The following is a 14026-nucleotide window of genomic DNA, read 5'->3' as shown; positions in this document are numbered from 1 at the left end:
AATTTCAAATCGTACCTTTGCTTTATGTCAGATAATTTACTTTCAACCATAAACAATCCAACCGATTTACGCCAGCTTGATGAAACCCAACTTCCTCAGGTCGCTCAAGAATTACGCAATTTCATAATTGATATTGTAGCCGCAAAAGAAGGCCATCTTGGGGCCAGTTTGGGTGTTGTTGAACTCACCATCGCTTTGCATTATGTGTTTGACACACCAAATGATTTGTTGGTCTGGGATGTAGGCCATCAGGCCTATGGACATAAAATACTCACCGGCCGAAGAGAAAATTTTCACACCAACAGGCAACTCGGCGGTATTTCCGGTTTCCCAAAAAGAGGTGAAAGTATCTATGATGCTTTTGGCGTAGGACATTCTTCGACTTCCATTTCAGCAGCATTAGGAATGGCGATCGCTTCTAATTTGAAAGGCGAATACGACAAACAACATATTGCAGTGATTGGAGATGCCTCCATCGCATCAGGAATGGCTTTTGAAGGATTAAATCACGCCGGAGTTACTGATGCTAATTTACTGGTGATTCTTAATGATAACGCCATCGGCATTGACCCGAGCGTTGGTGCGTTAAAAAAGTATCTTACTGCCGTAAAAGAAGGGAAAAATCCAAGGCAGAACAACATGATTAAATCATTGAATTTTGATTATTCGGGTCCTCTTGACGGGCATAATCTTTTTGCGGTTATCAAGGAACTCAAACGCTTGCAAAAAGTAAAAGGACCAAAATTTCTCCATATCATCACCACCAAAGGTAAAGGACTGCAACAAGCCGAAGAAAATCAGGTTAAATACCATGCGCCGGGGAAATTTGACGCTACAACTGGGGAAATTCACATCAAATCAGAAGAGAATTTACCGCCGAAATACCAGGATGTTTTTGGCTTGACCGTATTGGATTTGGCCCGAAAAAACGAAAAAATAATAGGAATTACACCTGCAATGCCTTCGGGAAGTTCCCTCAAATTCATGATGGAAGCTTTCCCAAAACGCGCCTTTGATGTAGGAATCGCCGAGCAACATACCGTTACCTTAGCGGCCGGAATGGTGGCACAAGGAATGATCGTATTTTGCAATATTTATTCTACTTTTTTGCAAAGAGCATACGACCAAGTCATTCATGACGTAGCACTGCAAAACTTACCGGTAATTTTCTGTTTGGACAGAGCGGGATTAGTGGGAGAAGACGGCGCAACGCATCACGGTGTTTTTGATCTTGCTTATTTGCGCTGTATTCCTAATATGATTATCTATTCCCCCATGAACGAAATAGCGCTTCAAAACATTCTCTATACTGCACAACTGGGATTGAATCAACCCATCGCTATCCGTTATCCAAGAGGTCGTGGTGTGATTCAGAATTGGCACGATCAACATCTGGGAAAGTATAAAAAAATAGCAATTGGAGAAAGCATTTGTATTAAAAAAGGAACACATATCGCAGTATTATCAAATGGAACTATTGGTCACAATGTCACTTTGGCTATAGCCAAGACAGACCACCAGGAAACCATTGCCCATTATGATTTTTCATTTGTCAAACCATTAGACGAAAAAGCACTACATACCATTTTCACTAAATTTTCAACTATAATCACGCTAGAAGACGGCGTTGTAAATGGTGGTTTTGGGAGTGCTATACTTGAATTTGCTTCCCAAAATAATTACACTTCAAAAATAAAAATATTAGGCATTCCTGACGAATTTATTGAACAGGGAACAGTCGCTGAATTACAACAATATTGCAAAATTGACGTTAAAAGTCTTGAAATCCTTTTTTCAAGCTATTAAAATAATTATTTTGCACGTTTAAATTTAATCTCACCCGTAATGAAATTACTCCCTACTGCATTTTTACTTTTTTTATTTTCAGTTTCTATAAATAGTTTTTCCCAAGAAGCAACAGTCAGTACTATGAAAACTGCACTTGAACCTGTAACAACACTCACAAAAGTAAAGAAACCGCTGACCGTAGTAATCAATATACGAACTAAGAAACCACATGTCCCTTTATCGTATTGGACAAAAAAAAATAGTTTAGGATTTGACATATCCGAAGTCGCTTTTATCAACTGGAGTCCCGGGGGAACGAGCTCCGTTTCCGGGTTGTTCAACGGAAAATTTCTGAGAACGTATAACCGAAGTAATTACAATTGGACCAATGAACTTTTAATCCGATATGGTTTAAACAAACAAGACCGCATCGAAGTAAGAAAAACGGATGATGCCTTTTTATTAAACTCAACATTTGGTTACCGAAAAGACACCCTTTCGAATTGGTACCATTCCGCAAAATTAAATTTCAATACGCAGTTCACTAATGGTTATTCCTATCCAAATACTGAAACTGCAATATCAAAGCCCTTTGCTCCAGCTTATGCCTTCATGGGAATAGGAGCTGAGAATATAAATAAAGAGAAAAAAAGAACGTTTTATATTTCCCCATTTACATTTAAAACAACCTTGGTTTTAGATCAAAGATTAGCGAATCAAGGTGCTTTTGGTGTCTCTAAAGCCATTTACGATCTGAACGGAAATTTGATCGAAAAAGGCGAAAAATCCAGAACAGAGCTCGGATTTTTATTTACGGGTCATCTGAAAAAAGAAATTTTTAAAAATATTCATTTAGAAAATCGCCTCAGTTTATATTCTGATTATGTGAATCATTTTGGCAACATAGATATCGATTACGACCTCCAATTTGAATTAGTGGTAAACCAATACGTAAAAGCGAATATTGGCGCACATATTATTTATGATGATGACATTAAATCAAAAAGAGAAATAGCGGGAATTCAAGTCACTGAAGGCCCAAAAGTACAAGTACGGCAAGCTATAGGTGTTGGAATACAATATTTGTTTTAAAAAAATTCTGAAAAATTTTTTCAGGGCTTTAAAATTTATGCTATTAATTTTTAATTATTTTTTCAACATAATGTAAATTTTCTCCTTTTATATCCAATATATAAATCCCGGTTGCCAATGCACTTAAATCAATTGATTTTGCTCTACTGAATTCTTGGTTTTTAACATCATAAAGCACTCGTCCGTTAAGATCTATTACTTGGATATTTACCCTACCAGAGTATTGATCAATTTTAATTGTTATTGGCCCTTTGGATGGGTTTGGAAATACGCGCATCACATCACTCTCAAAGTTGTCTACCGCTAAGGCGCAATTTGGTCCTGATACGGGTCTTGTAAAATCTTCAGCTTGATCATTCCCGACATTATTGTCTCCAGCAGATGCGTTTACTCCTAGTCCTCTGGCAGCAAAAACTTCCCAAATCAAACAGAAATCCTTACCGCCTGTTATTGCCTGATCTGCAGCTATAATAGCATTTCTTGCATCTACAAAAGTAGGACTGCAAGCTTGTAATTTGATTCCATCTAATACAATTCGCATGATTCTATTATTCCCGCTTGATCCTGTATATTTATTATTATCAAAACCATATTTATTGACATAAGCCCACGTTAAGTCCCACAGCATAGTAGCCCAAACGGAACCTACCCCGTGTACCGAGGTTTTTGATACCATATCTGCTGCGTCAATAAACTGATAATTATTGGTAGAGGCGTATGTCATTGGATTAATCGCCCTGTCCGTAGAATACTGAAAATCTCGTATTCCCCTGCCATCTGTGGCTTGTGAAGAAACAAAAGTCCCTATTCCTCTTTTGGCACCACCAGAATCTCCAGGTTTAATTTGCATCATTAATGCAAACCAATCAGACCAGCCTTCTCCCATTTGATCCGCATTATTCAAACAACTGGAGTTATTGCTCCCACCGGCCAGACGAGTAGAAATCCCATGACCATATTCGTGTGCAATAATCCCATTATCGAAATCACCATCTGAATTTATGAAAGGAGAAGCCTCTAATTGAATCTTTATATTCACGGTTTGAGTCTGCATCTGGGTTATAATATTCTCCCCAACGGACTGAGTAACACTTATGGCAGGTATGGTAATCGATTCATCAGCTCCCGACATAATTAAATCTCCATCAGCATTATTAACAACAATTACAGCAATAGCCCCAGCATTTTGCGCCGCTTTTACTTTTACTACAAACGTACAGCTCCCTCTTCTCAGCACAACGATTTTTCCACTCATTGCCGCAGCATTAGAAGGTGCTACACACCCTTGGGAGGTGCCGCCCGTACTATCTAAGTAGAGCACTACATCAGATTGCAGGAAATTGGGAGCCACAGGCAAATCAACACGTCCTGGGTTAAAGGAGTTTTGCCTTGCTACATAACTTCCAGCAATACTTGCAGGCGAATTAATTATTATTGGCTTAATTTCTGGACCTCGATCCCACAGAAACATCTGCATTCTTCCGCTACTCCCATCCACCGGAGTTGAAAAATTAGCATTATTTAAACTCATTGGTACCACTAATGATCCATCTTGTGCATCAGCATTAACATGATCCGTATCTTTCCCGCCACGATTGTAGTTATTCACTTGGAAATTTCCATTTGCTTCATCAAAACCATATTGATACCAAACATCATGCATGACATTATTCATATAAAAAAGGTTCGTAATTGCCGCATCTATATAGGTTGATGCCTGTACATTTGTACCACCATAAGGAAAATCAAAAAGTAGTGATGCTCCACCTGAAGGGCTAAAACCCGAAGTTGAATTAGTGCTGACAAAATCCTCTTTAGCCCATACATTATTTCCTCTGGTTATCGTAAATTCATGTCCCGCCACACCATCAACATCATGCCAGCCAAAAGGAGATGCATGGCTGTTCGCTGGGTTCGAAACAAGTTGAAAAGCAGAGTGGTTGGGACTTTCAAAATTGAATGGTATCACTCGGTAGGACCCGCTAGTTGTTTGCGTTGGAGAGGCCGAAAAAATTTGTTTGTAACTGGAGTCAAATGAATTTGCCCAAGACTCATGAGAATGACTGATTGCTTTACTATGATCAAAACTGCAAGAAATAACAAAATCATTTTTTTCTAACAGTCCCCCATCAGCGGCATCAATTCTCACGCTCCATATATGGTCCTGAGTTGGTGTATAAATGGTAAAATCCCACGCCAAAATTAATTTACCATTACTGGCTTGATGAAAAACTAAATTAGCAGTGACTGGCTCCTGAATGCCTAACCCATTGCTTATTTTAAATTTATGAGCTTCTTTATTTTCTATAACAGTGAAAATTTCATCGGCTTTCATGCCCAAGAGCGAATACGCTTTAGTCAAAGCATCTACTGCTGATAATGAGGGTTTGGTTGTATTTACTTTTTTAGAAACACCATCCACTATTCGTTTTTGAACATCAATAACTTCACTATTCTGTATTGAAAAATTAGAAACTGCCCTAAAGATTTCAATACCTTTATAACGTTGCACTACATAACAATTTTGTATTCCGGAGCTGGTCGCTCCACCATCGCTTTGTATTACCCAATCCTTAAAATCGCTTTTCGAAACATTAATTTTAGCATTAGGAGTATTTAAATAATGTTGAATAATTAAAGCGTTAGATTGTCCTAAAGCAAAAAAATGCGTTAAAAAAACTAAAAAAAGTGTAATTTTTTTCATAAAAATCTAATAATTCATCAATCATAAAAGCTGAAAACAAATCTAATTTTTTTAATCTACAATAACAAATTAATGATTAGTACACAATTGTTAATTTTTAACAGCAGTAATTGTTTTATAAAACAACAACGCATTTCCATCTGTCAGTAATGAGATAAAATGACAAATATGAAGTAATCTTCCGTATAAATTTTCTTTTTCCAAATGATGCTTTTCAGGCAACATTTTCAGAATTAAAGAGTCGTAATTAGATGCATTCCCATCGAATTTATTATTGAAAGCCGTTATGAATTTATCTAACAAGGTTTGAATAATCTGGTAGCCTACAATTTCTTTCTCAATGACTTCCCGACTTTGGTAAATATTATCCACACTTATTTTGATAATATCGTCCATCTGCGCTTTGTATTTGCTCTTATCCATTATGGCATACGGGAATTTTCCGTTCAGGATCAGCACTTCATTTTCGACAAATACTTTTACGGCATCATTGATTAAACTTCCAATTGCCAAAGCGCGCAAATAACTTATTCTATCTTCTTTGGTTTCTAAGGTCTTGTATTTTGAAGTATCAATGCTGTCTTTTACCAATTTTATCAAATATTCTAAAGCAAAATCTTCGGAAACTAGTCCTAAATTGATTCCGTCTTCAAAATCAATAATGGTATAACAAATATCATCAGCCGCTTCGACTAAATACGCTAAAGGATGTCTTTCAAAACCAATATCCATCCCTGTTTTATTTGGAATCAATCCCATATCTAAAGCCACATCTTGAAAAAAAGTTTTATCCGTTTGAAAGAAACCGTATTTTTTGTCGGCAATAGCTGCGGTTGGTTTCTTCGGCAAGCTTTCTTTTGGATACTTCATAAAAGCACCCAGAGTTGCAAACGAAATTCTAAGTCCTCCTTCAATTCCCGGACGACTGGCCGTCAATACCGAAAATCCATTCGCATTTCCTTCGAAATCAATTAAATCCTGCCATTCTTTTGCCGTAAGCTGGTCTTTGTATTGTTGTCCTTTCCCAATGGAAAAATATTCACCAATTGCTTTCTCACCGGAATGCCCAAAAGGTGGATTCCCAATATCATGAGCCAATGATGCAGCGGCAACTATAGCCCCAAAATCATTCATGTGATAGCCATGCACTTCTTGCAGATGCGGATATTTCTCGATGATTTTTTTACCCACCAATCGCCCTAAAGAACGTCCCACGACAGAAACTTCTAAACTGTGCGTCAATCTGGTGTGTACAAAATCAGTTTTTGATAACGGAATAACCTGCGTTTTATCTTGTAAACTTCTAAAGGCAGCCGAGAAGATAATACGGTCATAATCCACCTCAAAACCCAAACGGGTGTCGTCTTGTTCTATCCGCAATCGTTTGCCTTTGTCTCCTTGTCGTTTTAGTGATAAAAGTTGTTCCCAGTGCATCATTATATTTTTGGTTTTTACAAGGAGCGAATATAAAAAAAAGGTTGTGTTTATAAACAAAAAAACAGTCTAAAATGACTGCTAATTTTATCTTATCTACTTTCTTATTCTTCCGTAAATAATTTTTTCTTGGTTATAAACTCGTGTTTTTTCACCACATACGTTGCGGATAAAGTATCATGCAAACCTCTTTCTGTTTTACCCAGAAATGAAAAAGGGTCCATAGGATTAAGGCGGGATACTGCTCGTATCATAAAGTTTTTGGTATTGGGTTTAGATCCATCAACTCGTACTACAATCGTTTTGGTAAAATACTTAGCAAAGGTTCTGGAGAAGTACATCTCCGTAAATACATAGTAAAAAAACAAAATAATAAGCCCAAAGAATAAATTTTCAATCAAACTTAATGATGAAACCCAATTCGATGCCCCATGACTGTTTGTTGTATCTCCAATTATATTAATGGTAGCGACAATACTTATTGCTATAATATAAATAATCAATATATCGATAAGTAGATTCAGGAGACGCTGGCTTTTGGAAGCTAATAAATCATCTGTAATAGTAAATTTTTTATTTTCCATAGTATTAGTATAAAAATGATTATTTATAACGATAACTATCTCAAATATAGTGAATTATTTACAAATATAAACTTCTAGTTTCAAAACAATATGATGTTTTGGTTGTGATTATTGTCTTCTCTTTATTTATATTTAGGCTTTTTAGCTTACTTCTTTTAACATTCCTTTTATCATTGTAAATAATGGCCTAATTATGTAAAGCAAGATAAACGAACCTAGAAAAGCAAAAACCACATTAAATTTGACATTATAAAAATTCAACTCTCTTAATTCAAATTCAAGTTTTGTTTTTTTGATTCCATCTTCAGAAAATACTTTTACATAGTCAATTATCATATAATTTAAATCCTCTGAACTTGATTCGTTGTAAATTAATTGCTTAATATTTCTTTCTAATTGTGTCTTTCTTTTTACACTGAACCTAACATTAAACGTTTTCTTTAAAACATTATTAACATCCTTTTTACAGGCTTCATAGTATCCACTTAAATCCAAGTTTAATTTTCTGATAGGTTTTTTAATAACCGTAAATCCTTTAGGCAATGGAGGTATTATTGGATCGGAAGAATTTTTAGATTCTTTTAATATTTCGTTTGCAGACGTTAAGTCAAGAGGAGGTCTTTTTTCTTTTAATACTGTTTCATCAGAAGGTGGAACAAAATTATTATTTTGATTATCCTTCAGTATTTCATAAACAAATGGAGGTCTTTTATTCAACTCTTCTTTAAGTATGTTAAATGAATTATTAATCTCTGAAATTTGACTTTCTAACCGTTCTTTTCTAATTTCAGAATACTCATTTTTAACATAAAAAAATAGGATACTTCCAATTATAATACCAGCGAAGACAAAAAAAACAAACAACTCTCTTTTTGCCTTTTTCTTATAAACATTAGATTCTAAGGAATTCATCCCATCTAAATATTTCCATACTAAATAAAACGATAAGGTAGGAACGATAAGATAAATTAGAAATCTAAAATAGTTCATTGTACCATATCCATCAGATATTATACTTGAATGAAAAATGTAGTTGTCATTATTTTGATAAGGTACAAAATATATGAAAATCAATAATATTATTGAAATGTAAACTAGAAATGCAATTTTTTGAAAAATATTAAATTTCATAATATTTGAGTTTAAAAAAAGCTACCATTTATATGATAGCTTTTCAATTAAATTTATTGATTTAAAAAATCATCAAAATCGTCTCCTTTTTTCAATTTTAGTCTTCTTTTATTTAATATTTCTAAAATAGTTACACCAAGTTTAATGTTTTCTTCTGGAATTCCCTTATTTATATCATTTTTCCCAAGTATTAAATAATCCTTTAAGATTTTCTTTTGTTCATTAAATAAAATCTTTTTTTCAGGAATTAATTCGTTTTCTTTTTTTTCTTCTTCTCCCCAATATATTGTTGTTGGCAATTCAACCTCAATTATACCTTTATTAAAAGTGCCTTTAATGTAATGATTAATTTTAAAATCTACTGGTTTTTTAAATAATAAGCCTTTTGTACCTGATGAAGATACTTCTAACTTAATAGTAATATAGCCATTTAAATCATTATCACTTCTACCTTCAGAGAGAAAAAGGGATTTTGGTACGAGTGCTGTGTTATTCATACTAATTTTACTGCTAATAAAATCAAATTCTAAAGCATTCAATTCATAATCATTGAAAATTTTCTTTTGGTGTAATAATATATTATCTTCAGTTATGGATGTTAATTTTTCAATGTCAATAGTGATTTTTTCTGTTAGTTCATTAGTTACATCTACACTTTCTTTGCTAAACAATATTTCCATTTTTTTCTTTTTTAAAATATTTACGACCCACACATTTCACACTCATCCGGACCTGCATTTTTAGACAATTCGAGCATGGCTCTGTATTCATCGGCAGTCATTTCTACTGCTTCAGCGACTGCAGGAATAACGATTGATTGCTCCTTGATTTCGATTGGCTCCGCTTTTTTATCATTGTTTAATGTAAATTTAATCGCATCTACCGCAGCTTTTGTTCTCAAATAATACATTCCCGTTTTCAATCCAGATTGCCAAGCATAGAAATGCATCGATGTCAATTTAGAATAATTGGCATTTTGCATAAACAAGTTCAACGATTGTGATTGATCCACAAAATAACCACGTTGACGAGACATGTCGATAATGTCTTTCATCGACATTTCCCAAACTGTTTTGTACAATTCTTTCAGGTCTTGCGGAATATTCAGGTCTTGAACCGAACCGTTATTTCGCATTAATTCTTGTTTCAACGTTTCGTTCCACAAACCACGCTCCACTAAATCGTGCAACAAGTGTTTGTTTACCACAATAAATTCTCCCGAAAGTACTCTTCTGGTGTAAATATTAGAAGTATAGGGTTCGAATGCTTCGTTGTTACCCAAAATTTGTGACGTCGATGCTGTTGGCATTGGTGCCACTAACAACGAGTTTCTCACTCCGTGTTCCATCACTTCTTTTCGCAAGGAAGCCCAGTCCCAACGACCAGATAATTCCTCATCTTTCATTCCCCACAAATTGTATTGGAATTCTCCTTGAGATATTGGCGAGCCTTTAAATGTCGAATAAGGACCTTCTTCTTTGGCCATTTCCATTGAAGCGGTTACCGCAGCAAAGTATAATGTTTCAAAAATTTCCTGATTTAGTTTTTTAGCTTCGTCGCTCGTAAACGGCAAACGCAACATAATGAAAGCATCGGCTAATCCTTGTACTCCAAGACCAATTGGCCTGTGGCGTTTATTAGAATTCTCTCCCTCGATTACCGGATAATAATTCCTATCAATTACTTTATTTAAGTTTCTAGTTACCCGTTTTGTAACGGTATACATCAATTCATGGTCAAACTTTCCATTAGAAACAAACATCGGCAAGGAAAGAGAAGCTAGATTACAAACTGCAATTTCATCTTTGGATGTAAATTCCATAATCTCGGTACACAAATTCGAAGAACGAATCGTCCCCAAATTTTTCTGGTTTGATTTTCTATTGACGGCATCTTTATACAACATGTAAGGCGTTCCGGTTTCGATTTGCGATTCTAGAATTTTCTCCCAAAGCTCATGTGCTTTAATTGTTTTTCTACCTTTACCCGCTTTTTCATAATCCGTATACATTTTTTCGAAATCATCACCATAGACATCATACAATCCCGGACATTCATTAGGACACATCAACGTCCAATAACTGTCTTCTTGAACTCGTTTCATAAATAAATCAGACGTCCACATGGCAAAGAACAAATCTCTGGCGCGCATTTCTTCTTTTCCAGTATTCTTTTTTAAGTCCAAAAATTCAAAAATATCCGCATGCCAAGTTTCGATGTATATTGCAAAACTACCTTTACGTTTTCCACCACCTTGATCTACATAACGTGCCGTATCATTGAAAACACGCAACATCGGAACAATTCCGTTTGACGTTCCGTTTGTTCCACGTATGTAAGAACCTGTAGCTCTTACATTATGAATAGAAAGCCCAACTCCACCTGCTGATTGCGAAATTTTAGCCGTTTGTTTCAACGTGTCATAAATCCCATCAATACTATCATCTTGCATCGCCAAAAGGAAACAAGAAGACATTTGCGGTTTTGGAGTTCCTGCATTGAATAATGTAGGCGTTGCATGCGTAAAGAATTTTTTCGACATTAAGTCGTACGTTTCAATCACTGAATCTAAATCATCTAAGTGAATCCCGACCGAAACACGCATTAACATGTGTTGCGGACGCTCCACTATTTTGCCGTTTATTTTAAGCAAATATGATCTTTCCAAGGTTTTAAACCCAAAATAATCATAATTAAAATCTCTGTTGTATATCACATGGGAATCTAAAAATTCCGCATTTTTCATAATCACCTGATGTACTTCCTCAGATAATAAAGGTGCATCTTGTCCATTTCTCGGGTTTACATAATGAAACATATCGTTCATTGTTTCCGAAAATGATTTTTTAGTATTGGAATGCAAATTCGAAATTGCAATTCGCGCCGCCAATTGTGCATAATCAGGATGCGCAATAGTCATTGAAGCCGCAGTTTCGGCTGCTAAATTATCTAATTCTGACGTAGAAACTCCATCATAAAGCCCTTCAATTACTCGCATTGCGACTTTCACGGCATCTACTAAATCATTTAAACCATAGCATAGTTTTTTAATTCTATCTGTGATTTTGTCGAACATTACCGGCTCTTTGTGGCCATCTCTTTTTACTACGTACATACTTTTGTTTGTTTTTTAAAACAGAAAATCCCTTCGCTGTTTTTCGTTATTTGTTAGTCATTGCGAGGAACGAAACAATCTCAATTATTGTTTCATTTGCTCAATTTTTTTTGGAGCCATATCCAGCTATCCATTTCAATCTTTCTAGTCCTGAAAAAAGTTCAGGACTAGAAAGGATTTCCATTACTATCTGGGCTAATCAGTATTAGAAACAAAAAGAAATCAGTAAATCATTTAAGATTTAAAAAATCAAAATATTTCTTTAACATTAAAATATTTAGAAAAATTAAGACAAAACTTAATCGATCTTAATTCCTTCATGGTTTGATAAAAATCTAAAAATCGGCGTCAAAAGATATTTTTTGAGCATCACCATCAGTGTTCATTACACCTGCTTTTTGATATTCAGCCACTTTCTTTTCAAAGAAGTTTGTTTTCCCTTGAAGCGAAATCATATCCATAAAATCAAATGGGTTTGTAGTATTATATTCTCTGTCGCAACCTAATTCCACTAACAATCTGTCAGCAACAAATTCTAAATATTGTGTCATCAATACGGCATTCATTCCTATCAAACTTACCGGAAGTGACTCGGTGATAAATTCTCTTTCAATGTTTAAAGCATCTACAATAATGCTTCTGATTCTTTCTTTTGGCACTTTATTCACCAAGTGATGGTTGTGTAAATGCACGGCAAAATCACAGTGTACTCCTTCATCACGAGAAATCAATTCGTTAGAAAACGTCAATCCTGGCATTAAACCCCGTTTTTTCAACCAATAAATCGAGCAAAATGCTCCCGAAAAGAAAATTCCTTCCACTGCTGCAAAAGCAATCAAACGTTCTGCAAATGAATCCGATTCAATCCATTGCAAAGCCCAGTCCGCTTTTTTCTTAATCGCCGGAAAAACCTCTAAAGCATTGAATAATTCATCTTTCTCCACTTCATCTTTTACATAGGTATCAATCAATAACGAATAGGTTTCGCTGTGAATGTTTTCCATCATAATTTGAAAACCGTAAAAGAATTTCGCTTCCGCGTATTGCACTTCGTTTACAAAATTTTCTGCCAGATTTTCATTTACAATGCCATCTGAAGCAGCAAAAAATGCCAAAATGTGCTTCACAAAATAACGCTCATCATCCGAGAGTTTGTTGTTCCAGTCATTTAAATCCTGTGACAAATCGATTTCTTCAGCCGTCCAGAAACTGGCTTCCATACTTTTATAAAATTCCCAAATGTCATGGTGTTTGATAGGAAAAATTACGAAACGATTTTTATTTTCTTGTAAAATTGGTTCAACTTGAGTCATTATAATTGTTTGTTTTTTTGAGGTTTTAACAAATTTTTAAGCTTTTTGAGAGATACAAAGATTGTAAAATATTGCGGTTAATAAAAGCCAAACTTATTCACAATCCCCTATAGTTTTTAACAAATAGAAAAATTAAGATATTTTTCATACAAATTTTAAAACACTTAAATTCAGTATTTTAAATAATAATTAAAGGAATGAAGCACCGTAAAATATAGTTTTTTTAAATAATTAAACAAGAAAAACAGAATTCTTATTTACTTATTTTTTCATGTCTTGCGCCACCCTTTCAAGTTCAGCATACCAGTCTTCGCCAAATTTACGAATCAGGGCTTCTTTGACAAATTTGTATACCGGAACTTCAAGTTCCTGACCTAAAGAGCAGGCGGGATCACAAATATCCCATTTGTCATAATTAACAGCGGCAAACTCCGTAAAATCTTTCACCCGAACTGGATACAAATGACAAGAAACTGGTTTTTTCCAACTAATTGCTCCTTGATTATAGGCTTGTTCAATACCACACAGAGCGGTCTTACCGTCAAATATTGCGTAGGCACAATCTTTGTCGTCAATCAGTGGCGTTTCAAGATCACCATCGGTACCTTTTACCCAAGTTCCTTGCGCTTCAATTGCAGCAATTCCTTGTTTGCGTAAAAAAGGCTTGATCTTTGGATAAATAGATTCGAGGATTTGAGTCTCCTCAAAACTCAATGGCGCACCAGCGTCACCATCTACGCAACAAGCGCCTTTACAAGCAGTCAAATTACAAACAAAATCTTTTTCGAGTAAGTCTTCTGAGACTATGGTTTTTCCTAGTTGAAACATTCTGCAAAGATATTCAAGAAATTTGAAAAAGCACCTC

At 35.1% G+C, this 14026-nt stretch carries 10 protein-coding genes; 2 read left to right on the top strand and 8 right to left on the bottom strand.

What is annotated here, in order from left to right; all coding sequences use genetic code 11:
• The first annotated feature begins 24 nt into the window (after nucleotides 1-24).
• Together EKL98_RS02555 and EKL98_RS02550 are read left to right on the top strand one after the other, a co-directional pair.
• The gene (locus EKL98_RS02555; RefSeq protein WP_126561463.1) at nucleotides 25-1806 is read left to right on the top strand and encodes a 1-deoxy-D-xylulose-5-phosphate synthase; all 1782 of its coding nucleotides are present in this window, start codon (nucleotides 25-27) and stop codon (nucleotides 1804-1806) included.
• A gap of 39 nt (nucleotides 1807-1845) precedes the next feature.
• Nucleotides 1846-2880 (top strand): DUF3078 domain-containing protein, encoded by a 1035-nt coding sequence (locus tag EKL98_RS02550; protein ID WP_126561462.1) that lies wholly within the window; start codon nucleotides 1846-1848, stop codon nucleotides 2878-2880.
• A gap of 43 nt (nucleotides 2881-2923) precedes the next feature.
• On the opposite strand, the gene EKL98_RS02545 is transcribed toward EKL98_RS02550, so the two are convergent.
• From EKL98_RS02545 to EKL98_RS02510, 8 genes are all read right to left on the bottom strand, one after another.
• Nucleotides 2924-5584, bottom strand: coding sequence for a T9SS-dependent M36 family metallopeptidase (locus tag EKL98_RS02545; RefSeq protein WP_126561461.1), 2661 nt, complete (start codon nucleotides 5582-5584; stop codon nucleotides 2924-2926).
• 90 nt (nucleotides 5585-5674) lie between these two features.
• Entirely contained in the window at nucleotides 5675-7018 is a 1344-nt protein-coding gene (dgt, locus tag EKL98_RS02540) for a dGTP triphosphohydrolase (protein ID WP_126561501.1), read from the bottom strand.
• Nucleotides 7019-7122: 104 nt separating this feature from the next.
• Nucleotides 7123-7602 carry an RDD family protein gene (locus EKL98_RS02535; protein ID WP_126561460.1) on the bottom strand — a complete coding sequence of 160 codons (480 nt, stop codon included), beginning with the start codon at nucleotides 7600-7602 and terminating at the stop codon, nucleotides 7123-7125.
• Nucleotides 7603-7743: 141 nt separating this feature from the next.
• Nucleotides 7744-8733 carry a hypothetical protein gene (locus tag EKL98_RS02530; protein ID WP_126561459.1) on the bottom strand — a complete coding sequence of 330 codons (990 nt, stop codon included), beginning with the start codon at nucleotides 8731-8733 and terminating at the stop codon, nucleotides 7744-7746.
• 53 nt (nucleotides 8734-8786) lie between these two features.
• Nucleotides 8787-9413, bottom strand: coding sequence for a hypothetical protein (locus EKL98_RS02525; RefSeq protein WP_126561458.1), 627 nt, complete (start codon nucleotides 9411-9413; stop codon nucleotides 8787-8789).
• Between the two features lie 20 nt (nucleotides 9414-9433).
• Complete coding sequence (locus tag EKL98_RS02520; RefSeq protein ID WP_126561457.1) at nucleotides 9434-11848, bottom strand: ribonucleoside-diphosphate reductase subunit alpha; 2415 nt, start codon at nucleotides 11846-11848, stop codon at nucleotides 9434-9436.
• Nucleotides 11849-12183: 335 nt separating this feature from the next.
• On the bottom strand, nucleotides 12184-13161 hold the full coding sequence (locus EKL98_RS02515; RefSeq protein WP_126457579.1) for a ribonucleotide-diphosphate reductase subunit beta: 978 nt from the start codon (nucleotides 13159-13161) through the stop codon (nucleotides 12184-12186).
• 261 nt (nucleotides 13162-13422) lie between these two features.
• Nucleotides 13423-13989 (bottom strand): DUF3109 family protein, encoded by a 567-nt coding sequence (locus EKL98_RS02510; RefSeq protein ID WP_126561456.1) that lies wholly within the window; start codon nucleotides 13987-13989, stop codon nucleotides 13423-13425.
• Nucleotides 13990-14026: the final 37 nt, after the last annotated feature.

It is taken from the genome of Flavobacterium bomense (assembly GCF_003970355.1).
Note: the sequence above shows the minus strand (reverse complement) of the source record. Positions and strands in the feature narration are given on the sequence as shown.

Bases quoted from the DNA above. Each gene is read 5' to 3' on its own strand.
- EKL98_RS02555 (WP_126561463.1), top strand. From the start codon at position 25: ATGTCAGATAATTTACTTTCAACCATAAACAATCCAACCGATTTACGC.
- EKL98_RS02550 (WP_126561462.1), top strand. From the start codon at position 1,846: ATGAAATTACTCCCTACTGCATTTTTACTTTTTTTATTTTCAGTTTCT.
- EKL98_RS02545 (WP_126561461.1), bottom strand. From the start codon at position 5,584: ATGAAAAAAATTACACTTTTTTTAGTTTTTTTAACGCATTTTTTTGCT.
- dgt (WP_126561501.1), bottom strand. From the start codon at position 7,018: ATGCACTGGGAACAACTTTTATCACTAAAACGACAAGGAGACAAAGGC.
- EKL98_RS02535 (WP_126561460.1), bottom strand. From the start codon at position 7,602: ATGGAAAATAAAAAATTTACTATTACAGATGATTTATTAGCTTCCAAA.
- EKL98_RS02530 (WP_126561459.1), bottom strand. From the start codon at position 8,733: ATGAAATTTAATATTTTTCAAAAAATTGCATTTCTAGTTTACATTTCA.
- EKL98_RS02525 (WP_126561458.1), bottom strand. From the start codon at position 9,413: ATGGAAATATTGTTTAGCAAAGAAAGTGTAGATGTAACTAATGAACTA.
- EKL98_RS02520 (WP_126561457.1), bottom strand. From the start codon at position 11,848: ATGTACGTAGTAAAAAGAGATGGCCACAAAGAGCCGGTAATGTTCGAC.
- EKL98_RS02515 (WP_126457579.1), bottom strand. From the start codon at position 13,161: ATGACTCAAGTTGAACCAATTTTACAAGAAAATAAAAATCGTTTCGTA.
- EKL98_RS02510 (WP_126561456.1), bottom strand. From the start codon at position 13,989: ATGTTTCAACTAGGAAAAACCATAGTCTCAGAAGACTTACTCGAAAAA.